Source organism: Novosphingobium gossypii (assembly GCF_050433305.1).
Lineage (GTDB): Bacteria > Pseudomonadota > Alphaproteobacteria > Sphingomonadales > Sphingomonadaceae > Novosphingobium > Novosphingobium gossypii.
This window is the reverse complement of sequence record NZ_JBNPXM010000015.1, coordinates 83,612-101,486: the sequence shown is the minus strand read 5'-3', so window position 1 is coordinate 101,486 and position 17,875 is coordinate 83,612. Positions and strand designations below refer to the sequence as shown.

Genomic DNA, 17,875 nt, shown 5'->3' with positions numbered 1-17,875 from the left:
AAGATGATCGTGGCGATGAGAGGCTGAACCCAAGGAGCCTACGTGCGCCTGCTAATCAAAAACAAACAACGCGTTCTCACACAGCCTCGGTGGATTGCTGCCACTCCAATCTTGCGCGTGCTTTCGAAATTGACGGCTTCACAGCGTGAGCTACCATTGAAGTATGATCAACGTCGAACCGCAGCGAATTAGCGCCTCCAAACGCGATCTTGAATCGCTCGCGACGATGCTGACGGCGATTACAATTTGGAATGACGGCTTCGGACGTTCGGCAGGCGTGTGGCTCTGGCGAGGTGATCAGCCGGGCTTACTTGTTACTAGCGATTGTCGAGGAATTGTTTTCAAGTTTGAAGTTTTTACGCTCGGGATTAGTGATACGAACGATGACGCTATTACCCCGCACGTAAATGAAGCAAAAATTCGTGCCACATCTTGGCCGTTTTCAAATTGGATAGTCGATGTTCTCTGGACACGAGACTGGACCATTTCTCTCGAAGCTATGCCTGAGAAATGGGCCGAGAGCGATGAAGCTCAACAGTTTGGTCAAGTGCCGGATGGAGCGGACCATTCATGTTTTGTGGCTAAAGGTCTATTGTTCACCGGGCTGGACGGCAATCGTATGATCATTGATCAAGGTGCAATGCCTCTCGACCTTGTTGTTACGCGCGATCCTAGCGTCATCGACAAGTTACTTATTGGGACGGCTGCAATGCCGCTCGCCGATTACCTTTCCGGCGCATCGCCTATGATGGTTGGCGACAAACCATAATTGTCGAGCGAGTTGGCTTCATCAACGGATGTCGGATATGGGGCGCTAGCCGCTGGACTGGTTTGCCGGTTAAAATTTGGACACCTCGAAGAACCGTCTGATTTCGGCATGATTGAGGCGTGAAGACTCCCGAGCGGCATATGAGCCTTGGTTTCGGTGGTAATCTGCTGATTTTTGCTGCGGAGGCGGCTGCGCGGGCCGTCTTTGGCGTCACGCGGGCGCAATTCGCCCCTCGAGCCAGGCCAGGCGCTGGAAGTTATAGGCAAGGTTGGTCATGCCGATCTTAATGCGGGCACGAGCAATACCGATAGTGCGCACCACCAGCCCCATGCGGTGCTTTTGCCCGGCAAAGACGTGCTCGACGGCAGAGCGGACCGCCGACCGCCTGGCATTGGCGCGTGCAATACGCTCAGGCATCGCTCGGCGGTGCGGCTTTCGCTGGTGGATGTGGCTGGTGAACATGCCCTTGGCGAGAAAGGCTTCGTTCTTCTTCGAGCGGTAGGCCGTATCGGCCCATACCCCCGCGGCCGTGTTGTCCGGGCTGATCAGCGTTGGCAGCCTTGCGCCATCGTGGGCATTGGCGGCGCTGGCATCCCAGGTGCGGATCAGACCATGCGCCCTATCGATGCCGATATGGTTCTTGTAGCCGAACATCGGAATGGCCAGATCGACCGGCCTGAAGGCCTTGGGGTCCGCGCCTTCCTTGATCTTTGCCTTGGTGTACTTGACGCTCCAGCGGGCATCGCGATCCTTTTGCCGGATCTTCGCAGGGTTATCCTTCCAGCGCTCGGGTATCCGGCCCTCCCTAATGGCCGCCTTCTCCTCCTCGGTATTCCGCTGCTTGGGAGCCGGCACAACGGTCGCGTCGATGATCTGCCCGCCCATGGCAAGGTACCCTCGGTCTGTGAGAGCGGCATCGAAGCGGGCAAATAGCCTGTCAATCGCTTTGGCCTTCACCAGACGCTCCCGGAACAGCCACACGGTGGTCGCATCGGGCACGGTGCCATCCAAGCCAAGCCCCAGAAAACGCTGGAAAGAGAGGCGGTCTTTGATCTGGAACTCGGTCGCTTCGTCCGAAAGCGAATAGAGCGCCTGGAGCACGAGGATCTTGAACATGAGGACCGGATCAAACGGCGGGCGGCCACCCTTGCAGCGAGGACTACGGCGCAGCGCCGCTACCAGCGGTCCCCGGAAAACCTCGAAGTCCACGACTGCCGCCAGACGTTCCAGCGGATCGCCCGCCGCGCTCAACGCCTCATATCGGTCCGAAAGATCGAAGAAACCCGGCTGCCCTGCCATCATCGCCTCCGCTATCGCGCAAAGGCAGTGAATCACTTCAGGCCGTCAAGCGCCACGAGTTTTTCGAAGTGTCCATTTGGCAAGCCTGCCAGTCCGGTTCCGGCGAGCCGCTTTGGGTCATTTGATGACCGGGAGGGGTGGTTAAGCGACATTCCTTGAGGTAGCAATCAGTTCATGCGCTACATCCTGCCTGCTACCTTGGCCGCTACCGCCTTTGCACAGCCTGCTCAAGCCGATGCAAACCTTGAGCGAGGTTTCGACGGCGCGCTCCGTGGATGTGAAGAATGGTTGCTAAATCCGGCGAGTTGGGCTGATGGCACCGGCCCGTTCATCAAAGCTGTTGGCCTTGGAGAACAGATGGGGCTTGTGCCACAGGTCAGCGAAGTCAACCTTCCACCGAAGGAAATGCGGAGAGCAAACCGTTACTGGCGCATCAACTCTACTTCAACTGCGGGCTACGTTCTTGTAGTCTCTGACCAATTGCCGATGTGTCATATTACAGGTGGCGGTGCGACGGACCTTCAACCGAGCGTCCAAAGTGTTCTTTCCTCGCCTGCGTTCAACGCCCGTTGGGAAGCGCAAACGAACAGTTCGAAGGGCGACATGACAACCACGGCTTTCCGCAACCGGGAAGACCCAGCCTTATCTATCGTTATAAGCCGAGCGAAGCAGCCGGGTCAGCTACTGGATAGAGTCCAAGTCCTAGCAACCGCGACTTACCGAATAACCGGCCACTCCCAATAACTGGGAGCTAACGTCCGCAATGGGGCGTAAAGTTACGTCCGGTCGCGTCGTTTCCAAGCTGTGGAGACGGTGGTGCACAGCGGTCCGACAAAAAACTCCCACATGACAAGGCCAGACCCGACGGTTGCAACGCCAACTACAATACGCATCGCCCAGCGCTGGACTTCATCGGAAACTGAAAAGAGCCAGCATCCGCCCCATAAAAGCAGCGGCAGTGCAATCCAAGGGACTAGCTGCGTTCGCATTTCGTTGACCAGCGCTAGGCCGTCGAGTGGAAACGCCCTGTTGGCCAGATAAAGTCGGTAGCGGATCACCATCATCACCCAATTTTCTCACAACCATTGAACGTCTGCAAAGGGGCGCTTCCCGTTGGACCGCTTTGCCGGTTAAATTATTGCAAGGCGGTCATTCCGCTTCCGAGGACCGGCTTGCCTTCACCTGATGACCGGAGGGGGTGGTGAAGCGACAGGCAGCTTTTCGAGCGCCGCTCCACGACAACTACTAAATTGCTCGCTTCGGCTTCGAGAACTGGTGTTCGTTAAATATCTCTACTGCCGCTAAAGCCGGACCTTCATTCCAGATCGAAATCCAGTTGTCCGGGTGAACGTCGATTGAGTGTGGATGCCCGTCTTCAAGGATTACAACGGCTTCGCCTCCCGCTGGAACGTCATATTGATCGCATGCCGGCTCAATGAAAATAGTCAGCGGCGTTGCGAGGTAATTGCGGATTGGCAGTCGCAATGTGGGCTCCATTTTTTTAGACGCGGTCGATGCTGGCTGACCAAGCGAATGACTGCAAGGGGGCGCTAGCCGATCGACAGCTTTCTCCCAAGGGATGCCGGATTCGAGCCAGTCAGGAATTGCCCCATAGCGGTCATCAGCGTCCGGGGCGGATCAAAGCGGCGATAGCGTCTCCGCCTTCGCTCACGTAGAACGAATACTGTTCACCCTTTTCCGAAACCACGTCGATCTTCTCTGAAATATAGCCAAGAGGCGGGGGCGGCGGCACCGCCCCAGTTTCATCGCTTCTCGTGCGGTCGAAGGGGCAGGTGCGAGACACTGCTTCTGAAAGGCGTTTCCCGCTGGCATCGTCGAGCACCCACGCTGCGCGCGTCATGGGGGTAAACTGCGCCCCTACTATCATGATCCGTTGACGGCCAACCGCCGTTCCATGCCATTGTCCATCGGGCGCACGGACCACGACTATGCTGTATTCCTCCTCCGCCAGATGCCCGCCTTTCCCATGAAGCATCACCATCGGCGTTTCGTCGGGCAATGGCTCGTCCAATGCCTGTCGCAGCTTCTTGTGCGCATCAATATCAGAGGTTGTCGCCTGAAGGTTATCGGACGCCACCGGTATGCACAGCGGTTGGTTTTTTGACGCGCTTAAAGAGCCAGCGGCGGCGAGGAGCAGCAGATCTATCATGAGACCACAATGCTTCTCCTGGTGCCACACATCAACACTTCTGACAAGCGCCACCTACAGACTGCAGCCCGGCAAAACCGAATACGCCGTGAGCGGGCAAGTCCGCTTATGAAAGTATGGGTCAAAACCCGCAGTTCGCTGTCCACCCGTCTTTGCCTTGCCCGGGCGCAGATCACTGGCACAACGGTTGCAAATGATTGGCAATCGCATATTGGCGCTGGATAAGCAGTTTTTTTAGAAGAAAGTCTGAGCGATACCCGGGCACTTCGTAGAAGGCAGGTTGGAGGCTGATGCACTGGTTCGTGCAGCCGTCCATAAAGTGCTGGCGTCTGCAGACCCGTCACAGGGCCACCGGCAGCAGATGGCAGGTGCCTTCGAAGGCTGGTTCTGGGTGGAGGACGTCGCTCCGGGGTTGTTTGCCTCTGCGTGCGAACTGTCCTCGCTCTCAGACGCGGCGATTTCCCAGCCGGTCGAGCCATCGGCGATCATCACGGTGCTGTTGGCGGGGGAGAACGGTGTGTTCGAAGCAGCGGGCGAGCCACCGGTCGCCAGCCGGTTGGAGCGGGCGCATATCCTAGGGGTCGGCGAACAACGGCTGTGCACGCGGATCCTTACCGCGGGGCAGGCATGTCGCCGGGTGGAGATCGGGATGAAATCTCTTTTCGTCGCTCGCAACGCCGATGTGTTGTCCGCGCCCGACGTGGAAACCTTGGAGCACTTGATGGCGCCGGGCTTCCGCAGTCATCACCTCGACCGCAACGAGGCAATGGTTCAAATGGCGACGATGCTGGCCGAGGAGCGCTATCATGGCTCTTTGGGGCGGCTGTTCCGCGAATCCGTTACGGTGCAGCTGATGCTGCAAAGCCTGCGACTGTTCCGCCAGAGTGGAAGGCAGGGCAAAGCCAGGCCCCCCCGCAATCACGATGCCGTCATACAGGCCAGGCATATCCTGGATAATGCATTGCTGGCGCCGCCCGGCCCGATCGAGCTGGCCCGACAGGTCGGCCTCAATCGCAATTCGCTGCAGGAAGGATTTCGCGCGGCCTTCGGTACGACCGTGTTCGGCTATGTCCGCGACAGGCGCATGGCGATGGCCCGGGTCATGATAGAGGAGCAGGGACTGGGCGCCGCCGAGGCGGGCTACAAAGTCGGGTTCGCCAGCCCCTCTGCATTCTCTGCAGCCTATCGCCGCAAATTCGGCAGGCCTCCGATGAGCAGGCAGACTGCAAGCTCTGCCTGACGCGACAGCATTCGTGCCTAACGCGACAGCTTGCGCGGTTGCTGCAATGAACGCGCGATCATAATGAGAACCGGTCGCATTTACGGCGACATGATCATCTCCACACCTGAGGGCGACCCCATGCGGACGCCGTCGATCGCACGGTGCCCTGCGGCCAGGGCCCGGCCCCTCATTGTCGAACAGGGTACGAACAGGGACTTCATGACCAGAAACTGCTTGCTCTGCGCAGCCTTGCTTGCGGGACCTTCCGGTATTGCTCACGCGCAGTCTGCGGATGACACCGAAATGGCCGACCGCATCATCGTGGTGACGGCGACCGGCCAGTCTTCGGCGACATCGACCACCAAGACCAACACGCCGATCATCGAATCCCCGCAGAGCATTTCCGTCGTCAGCCGCGAGGAAATGGACATGCGCGCATCGCCGACGATCTCGGATGCGCTGGCGTACACCGCAGGCGTTCAGGCCTCGCCGTCGGGTCTCGACAGCCGCGTGGACGAAGTGACGGTGCGCGGGTTTGCGGCAGGCGGTTTCTCATCCAACAATAACTTTGTGGACGGCATTCGTCTTCCTGCCGGCGGGCAATGGACGCGCACATCGTTCGATTCCTTCGCGATCCAGCAGGTGGAAGTGCTGAAGGGACCTTCGGGCACGCTTTATGGCCAGAGCGCCCCGGGCGGCATGGTCAACATCGTGACCAAGCGCCCGACGCAGCAGTTCCAGGCCGAATTCATGCTGCAGGGCATCGGTATGACCGACCTTGGCAAATGGAACACGCAGGCCGCCGCCGACATCAGTGGCCCGGTCACGCCCACTCTGTCGGCGCGTCTGGTGGGGCTGGCCCGCTATGGCGAAACCCAGGTCGATGACGTGAAGATCGGCCGCTACTACGTATCGCCCAGCCTGACATGGCGGCCGACGGACCGCACCACCTGGACCCTGCTCGGGCAGTACCAGCGCGACGAGGGCGGTGCGACGTTCCAGTATCTTCCTGCCACCGGCGCCCTGCGCAAGAGCAATGGGCACTATATCAAGCTCGGCGACAATCTGGGCGAGCCGGACTGGAACACCTACGATCGCAACCAGTACCTCGCCGCATCCTTTTTCGAGCATCGTTTCAACGATGCGCTGACGGTGCGCAACAACACGCGCTACACGCATCTCGACAGCCTCTATCGCGTAGTGGTGCTGACGGGCGATACCCTCACGACCTGTCCCTCGACCATCAGCGGCTGCATCGCCGGACAGACGATCCAGCGCCGTGCGGTGCAGGGCAACGGCAAGAGTGACGGCGTTTCCACAGATACCCAGATCGAGGCGCGCTTCGCCACCGGACCGGTAGGGCATACCGTACTTGGCGGCTTTGACTACTTCCACACCAAGTGGGAGCACTACCGCTATGTCACCACCACGCTGCCGCTGCTGGATATCTACAACCCACGATCGCGCGGTGCTTCTACCATTGCCGCAAGTCTTGCTCCTCAGTCCTTCGTGGAAACGGTCAGCACGCAGGCGGGCCTCTATCTGCAGGACCAGATCAAGCTGGATCGCCTGCGCGTGACTGTCAGCGGACGGCAGGACTGGTACAAGGACGATCAGTATAACCCGCGTGCGAAAACCGGCTTCATATCGAAAAGCGATGCCTTCACCTGGCGCGCCGGTGTGGTCTATCTGTTCGATAACGGTCTGGCACCGTACTTCAGCTACGCCGAGAGCTTCCAGCCACAGGTCAGCGACCCCGCGACGAACCTGACCGGCACGGTCTTCAAGCCCACTACCGGCCAGCAGTTCGAAGGCGGTCTGCGTTACCAGCATGGCGACAGCATCTACCTGACGCTGGGGGCCTATCAGATCACCCAGCAGAACGTCACGACTTCGGCCAGCACTGAGGAACTCGCCGCCGTTCCCGGTCACGCCTGCGACGACGCCAACTGCCTTGTCCAGACCGGCGAAGTGCGTATCCGGGGGATCGAGTTCGAGGCCAAGGCGACCCTCCCCACCGGCACGGCCATCGTCGGCAGCGTGACCCGCAGCGATAGCGAAATCACCGCGACCAACACGGTCACCCAACTGGGCAAGAACCTTGCTGCCGTGCCGGACTGGATGGCGTCTGTGCTGATCAGCCAGAAGCTGGAGAACGGTCTGAGTTTCGGCGGAGGCGCGCGTTATACCGGAAGGAGCTTTGGCGACAACACCAACGCTGCCAACCTTGCCATCCCCGATTACACCTTGTTCGATCTGTTCGCCCGGTTCGATCTGGGCAGGCTGGACCCCGCGCTGGAAGGCGCGTCGATATCGCTCAACGGGCGTAACATCGCCAACAAGCGGTATGTTGCCACCTGCATCGCGCTGTCCGCCTGTTACTACGGCGAAGGCCGCACTTTGACGGCAAGGCTGCAAGTCCGGTGGTGAGACTGAACCTGAGCGCGACGCGTAAAGAGACGCTCACCGAAAGGTGGCCGTCGTGACAGTGGAGCTATACGCAGGCATCGGCGGCGGCGTGCTCGTCGCCTGGGCCGGAGTGGCGCTTTATCTGGCAACGCCGCATCAGCGCTGGGGCAGATTGCCTGCGTCGGGGCGCACGATGGGCAAAACGGGCGCGGGACTGCTGGTTGCTGGCATGGCGCTGCTGCTCGCCTGGGCAGGCACCGCCACAGCTGTCTTCATCGGCGTGACGCTGCTGATGACGGTCTGGTCCATCGTACCGATCGCCATCGCGTGGTGGCGCGGCGAGAAGGGCGCCCGTTCATGAGCCGCCCGCTTACCAGCCGTGAGTGGTTCGGCAAGACCAGCGCGGCCCTCGTTCTGGGCTTCACTCTGGCGCTGGCGCTGTCGGGACTGTTCCGCTGGGCCACCGGATATGGGGACGCCTACTATTCCAGCAAGGGACAACTGGGCATGTGGGTGATGGCGCTGACGTGGCCGCTGATCCTCAGCTTCGTATTCCTGTTCCGATCAAGTCTGCGTGCCTGGCTCTGGCTAGCGCTGGCGAATCTTGCGGCGTGGGTGCCGCTGCTCGCCCTTGGAGAATTTCGACCATGAAACTGCCGACCGACGCCGTGCGGATGTACAAGGAAATCCACGGCTGGGTCGGCATCATCGCCGGCCTCGCGCTGTTCATTGCGTTTTACGCAGGCGCGCTCACGATGTTCGAGGAACCGCTACAGCGCTGGGCGTCGCAGCCCTCCACGCTCTCGCCCGCGCCCGCGCTGGAGCGTACCCCTGAACTGGTCGCGCGCGTGAAAGAGACATATCCCGGCGCGATGCGCGGCTACGAAGTGAACCTCGTCATCGATGCCGCGCATCCGGGCCGCGTCAGCTGGCGGGCGCCCGGGGGCAAGCGCGGCGAACACGGTGGCGGCGCGACGTACTTCGCCTCGCTTGCGCCCGACGGTTCGCTAGAAGTGGAAAAGCAGCAGCGATCGCAGGTCGCGAACTTCATCGACGTGCTGCATCAGCAGGTTGGCCTGCCGCTCCCCCATGCGATCGCGATGCCGATCATGGGGGCGATCTCTCTGCTTTATGTAATCGCGATGGTGTCCGGGCTTGCGGTGCTGTTGCCCAGCCTTGTCAGCGATCTGTTCGCGCTGCGCATCGGCAGGAATGTGAAGCGCATGTGGCTGGATGTGCATAACGTGCTGGGGTTCTTCAGCTTACCGTTCCACATCATCATCGCGCTGACCGCCGTTGTCTTCGCATTCCACGACGAGTTCTACGGCGCCCAGCGCTTTGCCTTTTCCGATGTCGCTGCCAGAAGCCGCCCGGTGATGCGCGCCGAAGCCGCGAACACCGCGCCGCCTGCGCTGACGCCGATGCAGATCGTCGAGCGGGTGAAGGCGCAGGCGCCCGGCTTCACGCCCAGCCAGATCGTCTATGGGCAAGGTGGCGGCATCCTGCCTGCGCTGCGCGTGCAGGGCAGCGATCCGCGCCATGGCCAGCGCGGACCGACTTACGGCATCGCCGGACTGGACCCGAACACCGCCGAGATCGTCGATCGCAGCTTCATGCCGGGGATGCAGGATGGCTGGGCCGCTACGACGACCGGGTTTTTTACGCTGCACTTCGGCAGCTTCGGAGGCTACCCGATCCGCTGGGCTTATTTCCTGTTGGGGCTGACCGGCGCCTTCCTGTTCTACACCGGCAACCTGCTCTGGGTGGAATCGCGGCGGAAACGGGAACGCAAATCCGGCGCAGTTCAGCAAACCCGCGCCACGCGGATTTTGGGGGCGCTTACCGTCGGGGTTCCGCTGGGCTGCGTTGCCGGCGTTTCAGTAACACTGGCCGCTGCCAAGCTGCTCGGCGGAAGTGCAACGTATGGCACGCATAGCGCCATCTACTATGGGGTGTTTTCACTTTTCACAGTCTGGGCGCTGGTTCGCGGCGCGGCGAGGGCAGGGGCGGAACTTTCGCTACTGGGCGCTGTCGCCATGCTGCTTGTGCCCATCTCCAGCATGCTGGGCGGAAAGGCGCTTTACGATCATGGCGAACTGCTGCTGGTGGATGTAACTGCCGCCGCGCTGGGGCTCGGCCTCCTGTTCATCGCTGCGGCTGCGCGGCGACGCGGCAGATCGGCTGCCACGGACAGTGTCTGGTCTGCATCTACACCCGGCATCGCATGATGCCGGCAACGACGACCCGTTCACTCAACCGCCGCCCTCATGTGGAGCGTCAAGTGCTCGCGCTGATGCGCGGCGGCGGAAAGATGGCAAGGAGCGTCGATGTCGCAGACCTTTTTGCGCAGTTGCGAATACTGGCCGCACAGGAAGGCTATCCGATCATGCCGGGGGGAACACCGTACCTGAGCGATGGTGAGCTTGTGCTTCTCTCATGGCTTGCGGTCGCCCAGCGTATGGTTGCGCCCGGTTGCAAGTCGCCAGGGCCACCACGTCTGGCTCTGGCCATCGAGAACTGTGCCAAGGTTTTGACTGCCATGCGTCTGCGTCTTTATCCGCTGAGCCTGTATGCCCACCGCGTTCGCGGGGCAGCGCGATGTTGACCCCCGCCCAACGCTGCATGGAACTGTCCAAAGCTCCGTCGATACAGGCATAATCCGGTCCATTGGTGCCTTGGGGAGGAGAGCGGCTTGTCCATTGCCGGCAAGGCAGGCGGCGTTAGCGGACCATTCCCGGCTTCATGAACACGAGGGGCGGGCGTCACGGCTTTGCGCTGCCGAGGCGGCTGAGGATGGTGTCTCGATATGTCCTGCTGACGACGATTTCCGATCCGCTCCGCATCGTCAGGCGCCATGATCCGTCGGAGAGCGAAGTGGCGTGAAGCACCATCGCAAGGTTCACGATGGCTGTTCGGTGGCACCGCGCGAATATGGTGGCATCAAGCTCCTCTTCCATCGCTCGAAGCGTTCTTCGAACGAGGCCTTCGCGCCCGTCCCAGTTCACGACGATATAGTTTGCGGCGGAGCCAAACCACTCCACCACATTGGTGTCGACAGGGACCTGGTGGCTGCCGACCGAGACAAGCAGGCGGGTGGCTCGTGTCTGCGGTTCGGATGCGCCCAGGGATTGCGGCGTTCTGGATCGAGCAACTGCGAGGGCATGTTGCATCCTGGCATTGCGGCGCCGTTCGGCCGCAGCTTGTGCGCGCCAGGCGAGTGCCGCGACGATTGCCATTATGCCGGTATAAAGCGCGATACTCACCGGCAACCGGGCGATCCACCGGGCAAGGAGGGAGTGACCCGTTGTGGGCGAAAACGCGGCGTCGAGCAGGATCGTAAGCAAGGCCTGCAGCGGGATCACGATCGCCCCCAGCGCAAGCGTGCGAGCAACGGTGCGCCTTCCGGACCGATGCGAGCGGGCCATATAGGAGAGCAGCCAGGCGATCGGTATCCAGGTGCCGAACGACAACGCCTGCCAAAGCAAAGGCGTCAAAAGCGGGAGGGAAGGATGTGCGAGGCCAATGACCGTGCATGCACCTGTGACAGCCAGGATGTAGAGACAGGCACCGATCGAAGCGCCGGCGCCTAAGCGTCGTCCTGCACCGGCAGCCTCGCTTTCCTCGCATGCCGCACAATCATGGCGATGGTGATCAGGTAGAACAGAATGGTCGGCCACAATTGCTTCCAGGGTTCGGGTACAGGTATGAAGGTGAGGACGCTGCCGCTGAATGCCGACAGGACCGCCGCGAAGGCGCCCAGCATCTTGACCAGATGCTCATAGAACCAGAGCCTTGGAAAAAAAGGCCATTTTGCGGGATGCACGAACCGCAGCACATCATATCCCGCATAGAGGATCGTGGCCCCGGTCAGCCCGTAGATGATCGGTTGCCGGCGAGGGACACCGCCCGCCGCAGTATAGGTCAAAAGCGCAAGCGAGAGCATCAGTATCGTCACCGTGACCGCCCAATCCAGCGTAGCTGGTCGGTCAGCCACGTCCCGGTCCGGCCGCTTGCGCTGCAGGACGCGGATACCAGAAAACACGCCCAGCGTGGCGGACAGCGTCAGAGCCGCGAAGTACGGATTGACAGCCAGCACCGTGAGGAACACCGCAGACGCCAGCACGACCGCCATGCATGCGCTGAACTGCCGTCCCCACAGCCTGTGGCGCGCAGATCCCTTCATCGCGATCAGGCTCATGCTTCCAGCGGCAAGCGCGCCGATCCCCGACGCGATATGAATGACGAGGGCTATGTGTATCACACTGAACATGCGCCTGATAAAACACAGCCGGCTTCTCTGGCCGACCCGGTAGGGATGAAACGCGTATGTCAGGGACGTCCGCCGCGGGGTCCGACGGGCGTGGATCGAAACGAAAAGCACAGCAGAAGATTGCGACAGGGGTTGGACAACGATCGGATCAGTAATCCGGGACGATTTTCAGCCGGCCGGCCCGTCTTGGCAGCTTGTCGCGCGCGTTGACGATCGGTGCCTTTCCAAGTTCGTCCCAGCTTCCGAGCAGGGTGTCCAGGGCGTCGCCGATGCGCCGGCGTTCCGCCGGCGTCAGCGACCTGAACGAACCTGGATCACGGGCATACTGGTCGAACCAGGCCTTGAAACCGCCGTCCCAGACCTGGTCTACCCTGTCCAGGCTTTCCCGCAGCCGGGAGTAGAGCACGAGCATGCGGCGCCACCGGTGCTCATCGAAACTGAAAGTGCCGTCGGTGAATTTGCAGCCGGCCTCATACCCCCACATCATGAGCTGGCGCGAGGTGGCCGCGTCCATGTCGAGGTTGAGCCCGCCCTCCTTCTTCGTGAGGTAGATGCGCGCGATCCGCTCGCGCTGACCGGTCATCTCGGACATCAGCGCATCCTGCCAGTTCTTCGCTGAATGGAATATCTGGCCGCCGAACTTCCCGAAGCCCGCGATGGGCTTTACGTGCACGCCAAAGCCATCTCGCGCGCTCGTCGGCAGCATCACGCGCTGGCTCACTTCCTCCTCGGTCACTGGCAGGTCGTCGATGCTGAAGGCGAAAGTCGGCCGCCCCGGCAGGAGCGAGTCGAACATGTGGATCGGAAAATTGCTGCTCAATCCGCCGTCGGAGAAGTGCGCCTTCACGAAGCGGCGGCGAGCGATGCCGCCCAGATTGGTCATCAGCCGCGGCAGCGCCGTGTCGTAGATGTAGACCGGCACGGTGGTGAAGAGCACGGGGAAGCTCAGGCTCATACGGATCGCGACGAGCACCGGCAGCGACGCCTCAGATGGGAACGCCCAGGCGTCCTTCAGCCGCCAGCTTCTGGACCCGCCACCCTGGCAGAGATAGTCCATGACCGGTTTGGGAAAGAGCCGCCGCCATTCGTCCTCCTTGAACCCGGCCGAGAGGTTCAGCCTTGGCAGCGTGTGGGGCCGCTCCATGGACAGATTGGTGGTTACCACCTTGAGATCGATGTCGGGATGGTCGGGATCAGCGCCGCGCAGATTGCCGAAAGTCAGCGGGCGGAAATGGTCCGGGTCGCCGAACGCGATCTCCTGCAGCGCCCGGTGCATCCAGTCGGTGAGGCCCAGTCGGGCCAGATCGGCGTCGCTGGGCCGCTCTGGAAGTTCAGGCACCGTCGAGCCCGTGCAGAAGCCGAATCCGCCCTTCGTCAGATCCTTCACTGCCCTGGCGAGCGGGTCTATCAGGCGCGAGCGGCCCCATGCGTAGGTTGCACCTGCCCCGCCCAGCACACATCCCAGGACGGAGCCGGATACCCCGCCATACCAGGTCGGATCGAGGAGCATGGCGGACGTGAGACCGGTCAGGAACCCTGCGACCGAACCCGCAGCGAAAGGCACCTTGGCACCAGCGAATATGCGCAGAAGGCTTTTGTTGTTGATGACCCCCTTGGCGGTCGTGAACACGTCCGCCAGCTGCGGCTGCGGCTGGAACAGGGACGACAGCCTCTCGGGCAGTTCGTCGCAGTACTTCTTCAGGACGAGGAAGGCTTCCGGGCGCCCGTTCCTGCGGCCATATTCGGCGGCTGCAGCAAATGCCGCGGCGATCGCCCCGGCCGAAGTACCGCCAATGGAACGCAGCCGGTACTTCGTGGCAATCTGCAGAACGGCATAGGGATAGACCACGCCGGAACTGACCCCTCCCGCCATTATCATGTCGCATTCCGGCGGATGGTCGAGGATGAAGTCGTCCCGCTCGAAGGTCGGCAGTTCAGTCTTTGTCATGGGTGATCCCCCGCAATCGTTGTGGCTACGTCAATCGGCCTGCGTCGAATTGCGCACCGGGCCTCGATAGTCGGGGTCGAGCGCAGTGTTGACGAGGTGGGCGAGCCGGAAACCGGCGAGACGAACCCTGTTCTCAGCTACCGGCGCGAACCTGGCGAGATAGGCCTGATCGATGAGCTGCCGGCGCTTGTCGCGGCCCGTCAATTCGACCCTGTCCTGGCTGTATCGGCAGGTGGAGCCTTGCCGCGTGCAGTAGAGGACCTGAGGATCGAGGGCGATGGCGAAGGATTCCTGCGCCCACGTCTGCGGGTTCCCGGCCACGATCCGCCGTTCCTCCTCAAGAGACGTGTTGGCCTGAAGCGTATCGACGGCCCTGTACGTTATCGTGGTCTTGCTCCAGGTGCGTTTGAAATCAGCCCGCTTGCGGACCTTCTCGAAGAGTCCGGCTTCAAGAAGGCAGGCATCCCACACGCCATGGAGGTTCTTGACCGAATAGGAGGATCGGCCGCAGCGCCCGGCGAGTTTCGCGTCAATGCCGTTGCCCCCCCTGTCATCGGCGAAGGAGACATGCAGCGGCTGGTGGATGTCACCGATCCAGTGGCCGAGCGCCATCAGAGCGAAGACGCGCGCCTCGTCCGTACGGCTCGCGTCCTGAAGAATGCCGATGTCGCGCGAGATACCGGACAAAATGCAACTGCTCTCGCCCAGGCATGCATCCGGAATGACATCGGTCTCGCGCGGCACATTGATGAAGTGGTCGTCCGGGTTGCGGCGAGGGAGCTTGTCCTCCTCCAGACAGCCCAGGTTGAACGCGGTGTAGCGACGGTCCGCCATCTTGCCGCGACCCTTCACGGTGATACCCCCGGTTCTGGAGTGCAGCAGTGATGCGACGCTCGCCCGCGTCGTGGCGGTGAAGTTGCGATAGGCAAGGTCGCATATCGTCAGATGACCGTTAGTTCCCCAGGCCCTGGCAGGATGGGGGACACCGAAAACCATCAGAACCAGGAGCACTGCAGAAAAAGCGAGTATATGTCGCATCGATTGCCTCCCGAACGAGCGAGATCGAACGAACATATACTATGAAGGACTTCCGGGACATCCGCGAATATGCCCTATATTCGCATTTTTCGCGACAAACTGGACCTTTATAGCGGGCCCAGAGTGTCACACGACTGCAATGTCGTGCCGTTGGCGAGACCTGCACGCTGGTGCATCGCGCCACTCTGCGCAGGCTGGATAGAACCCGTCGCGCTTTGCAAACGCGTAACCCAGGGCGTGCAGAGCATAAGTCTTCCCGTGAGAGTTCGCGCCGGATCGGCCTTGTTTTGCGTGTCCGTGACATAAACCTGTCGGCCAGCCGGAAGTACATGCGCCCTGACGTCAGTTCAACCGGCCCCACCCGTGCAACTGTTCCGGGGTTGTCGGCCAGGGCGCTGGTTGCGTGCAGCGGGCACTCTTCGGCGCGGGCGCCAGCGCCGGCCCCGGGGGCCTCCCACGCCCGTTTGGCAGGCGCAGTCCCGACAGGAGCCCCCTCCTGGCCGTTTAGCCGTCCTTTCGAGCACGCGCGATCCGCAGGGCTTTTGCGTGGGTGATGCGCGCTGCCCTCCTGCCGGATCAGAAGCAGGATCAGTCGCGTGGTTCAACAGCAGCCCAACCCGCGATCTGGCGCCGGATTTGCGATATGGTCCTTGTGGGCTTCCAGGTCATGCCAGTATCGCGCGCCTTGGCCCCTGGGCCGAAGGATCCGGATTCGAAGAAGCGCGAATCTTTTGGGTAGAAGACCTGTGTCGCGGTTCCGTCCCTCGCCGTACCGTTCATCGTGGTCCAGTGATCGGGATGGATGTGACTGTCCATATAGCAGTCGATGAACAGGGCCTGCCCCACAGCGGCGGGATCTGCGTAACGACCGTCCGCGAAGCGGGTAGTGGGGTGCCATGGCCGGGCAAGTGCCACAGCGCCGTCCGGAACCCCGTCCTCGCGCGTCAGCCGTGAGCGATAGATGACGATGCCATTTTGCTGCGAGAGCGGCGTGGAAGGTGCGGCAATGAACGACTGGATCGTGCCCGTCACATATGGTTCGCTGCGTTGCCTGGAGCGAATCTCGCTGTCTTCGATCAGAAGCTGGCCGTTGCCGAAGATGAAGTCGATATTGCCTGCGATCAGGCTTCGGCGCACGAGCGCCCGCCCGCCATTGGCAAAAAGCGTGTCCTGATACCCCAGCAGGGCCACGCGATCGAGCCGGACACGGTCGCTGGCGATATCGAGCAACACGGCCAGCGCCTGCGGATTTCGAATGCGCGCAGGTTCGCTCAGCCGATCGTTGGCGAGGTAATCGTACGTATTTTCTACCGTGAGGCTGGAGACGATCACATCTGTTGCATTGATCGTCAGCGTGGCGGATCCCGGCGTCCCCCATCCGGCGCGATGATAGCTGCCCGCGGTCTGTGCCACGGCGCCGAAGTGGAGGCGCGTGCGTTTGATGCCGCTGCCCATCAGACGGATGCGGCTGCGTGCGACGACGGGCTTTTCCGCATAGTCGCCGGGCGCGACATGGATCGTGATCCATTGCGGCGAGGTATCCCGTGCGGCCGCGTCCAGTGCCGGCTGGATAGCGGTGTAGCAGGGCAGGGCGCTTTGGTCGCAGGAAGGCTGTACCGTATACGCGTCGGGCGCGGCATAAACGGTGGCGGGCGCCAACAGGGCACCAGCCAGGGCAAGGGACTTCATCGCGAACCGCCTTTTACGGGTTGAGGAAGGCTCAGGAGAAATGCGTCTATTTCGCCTGCCACTTGCGCAAGCCAGGGATTGAAGAGCCAGAAATCGTGCGGCGCGTCCGCAAAAGCGTGGAACCGGTATGGGATGGCCTGGCGCCTGAGCGCGGCGATCACCGCGTCCTTGCCTTCGGTAAAGCGCGCGATGCCGCTGGAGACGATCAGCGTTGGCGCCGAGCCGGGACCGACATGGGTCGCCGCACTCGCCTCGCGCCACCGGTCCGGAGCATGTTCGTAGGAGCCGCCCAGCCAACGCGCGGCGGGGGAAGCGTCGCCAGCGGCGTTCTCGAACGCCAAGGCAACGGGTGTCGTGAGATCGAGCACGCCGTCGAGATCGATCAGCGCGTTTGCGGTGCGCGGACCACCCGGCCCGAACAGCCCGGATGGTCCGGCATACGCGAGCAGGGCGGCCATCTGTCCGCCTGACGAAGCGCCACCTACCGCGATGCGCTCAGGATCGATGCCGAATTGCGCCGCGTGGTCGTGCGCGAAGGCGAGGCTGTCGGCGATGTCGGTCATACCAGCCGGATAGGCCGCTTCGAGGGAGAGGCGAAATTCGGGGAGGAACACCGTATAGCCACGCTGCGCGAGGAGGGCGGCCAGAGCGTAGAAGTGCGACTTGTCGCCAGCGCGCCAGCCGCCGCCATGCACGAGCACGATCGCCTGCCCGAGCGGCTGCCCGAGCGACGGCCCGAGCGACTGGGCCGGACGGAAGACGTCGACATGCAGATCGCGTCCGTCGACGGTCTTGTAAGGACGATCGAAGAGAACCGCCTGGCCCTCTCGCCACTGCACGGCGGGCCAGGCGATGCCGGGATACTTGTCCCTGTACTGTGCGAAGCGCTGGGCGATGGTGTAGCCGTCATCCACTTCGCGCGCCGTTGCCCGGCCCGGAACTGTCAGGCCGAGCGCTGACAGGCTCAGGGCGATCAGCCAGAACGCCATCAGACACAGCCTGACCAGGCCCGGCTTGACCAGGCGGCACTTGACCAGACCGGGCTTGACTGGACAGGGTGC

At 61.9% G+C, this 17,875-nt stretch carries 17 protein-coding genes; 8 read left to right on the top strand and 9 right to left on the bottom strand.

The features are described from left to right. Positions 1-163 precede the first annotated feature (163 nt). The gene (locus GGR40_RS20130; RefSeq protein ID WP_429278036.1) at positions 164-769 is read left to right on the top strand and encodes a hypothetical protein; all 606 of its coding nucleotides are present in this window, start codon (positions 164-166) and stop codon (positions 767-769) included. A 210-nt stretch (positions 770-979) separates the two neighbouring features. On the opposite strand, the gene GGR40_RS20125 is transcribed toward GGR40_RS20130, so the two are convergent. Next, positions 980-2,068, bottom strand: coding sequence for an IS5 family transposase (locus tag GGR40_RS20125; RefSeq protein WP_429278038.1), 1,089 nt, complete (start codon positions 2,066-2,068; stop codon positions 980-982). A 174-nt stretch (positions 2,069-2,242) separates the two neighbouring features. On the opposite strand from GGR40_RS20125, the gene GGR40_RS20120 reads away from it, so the two are divergent. Next, entirely contained in the window at positions 2,243-2,812 is a 570-nt protein-coding gene (locus GGR40_RS20120; protein WP_429278035.1) for a hypothetical protein, read from the top strand. 32 nt (positions 2,813-2,844) lie between these two features. On the opposite strand, the gene GGR40_RS20115 is transcribed toward GGR40_RS20120, so the two are convergent. Both GGR40_RS20115 and GGR40_RS20110 read right to left on the bottom strand, forming a co-directional pair. Next, entirely contained in the window at positions 2,845-3,132 is a 288-nt protein-coding gene (locus tag GGR40_RS20115; RefSeq protein WP_429278034.1) for a hypothetical protein, read from the bottom strand. A gap of 557 nt (positions 3,133-3,689) precedes the next feature. Then, positions 3,690-4,238: a hypothetical protein gene (locus GGR40_RS20110; protein ID WP_429278033.1), complete on the bottom strand. Its 549-nt coding sequence runs from the start codon at positions 4,236-4,238 to the stop codon at positions 3,690-3,692. A 319-nt stretch (positions 4,239-4,557) separates the two neighbouring features. Here GGR40_RS20110 and GGR40_RS20105 point away from each other — a divergent pair, with 319 nt between their 5' ends. The 6 genes from GGR40_RS20105 to GGR40_RS20080 all read left to right on the top strand — a co-directional run bounded on the left by GGR40_RS20105 (position 4,558) and on the right by GGR40_RS20080 (position 10,474). Continuing rightward, positions 4,558-5,478, top strand: coding sequence for a helix-turn-helix transcriptional regulator (locus tag GGR40_RS20105; protein WP_429278032.1), 921 nt, complete (start codon positions 4,558-4,560; stop codon positions 5,476-5,478). A 285-nt stretch (positions 5,479-5,763) separates the two neighbouring features. Beyond that, positions 5,764-7,890: a TonB-dependent siderophore receptor gene (locus GGR40_RS20100; protein ID WP_429278031.1), complete on the top strand. Its 2,127-nt coding sequence runs from the start codon at positions 5,764-5,766 to the stop codon at positions 7,888-7,890. A gap of 52 nt (positions 7,891-7,942) precedes the next feature. After that, positions 7,943-8,230, top strand: a complete 288-nt coding sequence (locus GGR40_RS20095; protein WP_429278030.1) for a hypothetical protein — start codon at positions 7,943-7,945, stop codon at positions 8,228-8,230. Then, positions 8,227-8,520, top strand: a complete 294-nt coding sequence (locus GGR40_RS20090; RefSeq protein WP_429278029.1) for a hypothetical protein — start codon at positions 8,227-8,229, stop codon at positions 8,518-8,520. Before GGR40_RS20095 ends, GGR40_RS20090 begins: the two co-directional genes overlap by 4 nt. Next, positions 8,517-10,097 (top strand): PepSY-associated TM helix domain-containing protein, encoded by a 1,581-nt coding sequence (locus GGR40_RS20085; protein WP_429278028.1) that lies wholly within the window; start codon positions 8,517-8,519, stop codon positions 10,095-10,097. The genes GGR40_RS20090 and GGR40_RS20085 overlap by 4 nt, the downstream gene beginning before the upstream one ends. A 53-nt stretch (positions 10,098-10,150) precedes the next feature. Next, on the top strand, positions 10,151-10,474 hold the full coding sequence (locus GGR40_RS20080) for a hypothetical protein (RefSeq protein ID WP_429278027.1): 324 nt from the start codon (positions 10,151-10,153) through the stop codon (positions 10,472-10,474). 157 nt (positions 10,475-10,631) lie between these two features. On the opposite strand, the gene GGR40_RS20075 is transcribed toward GGR40_RS20080, so the two are convergent. From GGR40_RS20075 to GGR40_RS20050, 6 genes are all read right to left on the bottom strand, one after another. Further along, positions 10,632-11,546 (bottom strand): LytR/AlgR family response regulator transcription factor, encoded by a 915-nt coding sequence (locus GGR40_RS20075; RefSeq protein WP_429278026.1) that lies wholly within the window; start codon positions 11,544-11,546, stop codon positions 10,632-10,634. After that, complete coding sequence (locus GGR40_RS20070; RefSeq protein ID WP_429278025.1) at positions 11,456-12,067, bottom strand: hypothetical protein; 612 nt, start codon at positions 12,065-12,067, stop codon at positions 11,456-11,458. The genes GGR40_RS20075 and GGR40_RS20070 overlap by 91 nt, the downstream gene beginning before the upstream one ends. 220 nt (positions 12,068-12,287) lie before the next feature. After that, entirely contained in the window at positions 12,288-14,087 is a 1,800-nt protein-coding gene (locus GGR40_RS20065; protein WP_429278024.1) for a patatin-like phospholipase domain-containing protein, read from the bottom strand. Between the two features lie 30 nt (positions 14,088-14,117). Next, the gene (locus GGR40_RS20060) at positions 14,118-15,125 is read right to left on the bottom strand and encodes a S1/P1 nuclease (protein WP_429278023.1); all 1,008 of its coding nucleotides are present in this window, start codon (positions 15,123-15,125) and stop codon (positions 14,118-14,120) included. 588 nt (positions 15,126-15,713) lie between these two features. Further along, positions 15,714-16,814: a pectinesterase family protein gene (locus GGR40_RS20055; protein WP_429278022.1), complete on the bottom strand. Its 1,101-nt coding sequence runs from the start codon at positions 16,812-16,814 to the stop codon at positions 15,714-15,716. Further along, positions 16,811-17,803: an alpha/beta hydrolase gene (locus GGR40_RS20050; protein WP_429278021.1), complete on the bottom strand. Its 993-nt coding sequence runs from the start codon at positions 17,801-17,803 to the stop codon at positions 16,811-16,813. The genes GGR40_RS20055 and GGR40_RS20050 overlap by 4 nt, the downstream gene beginning before the upstream one ends. Positions 17,804-17,875 lie beyond the last annotated feature (72 nt).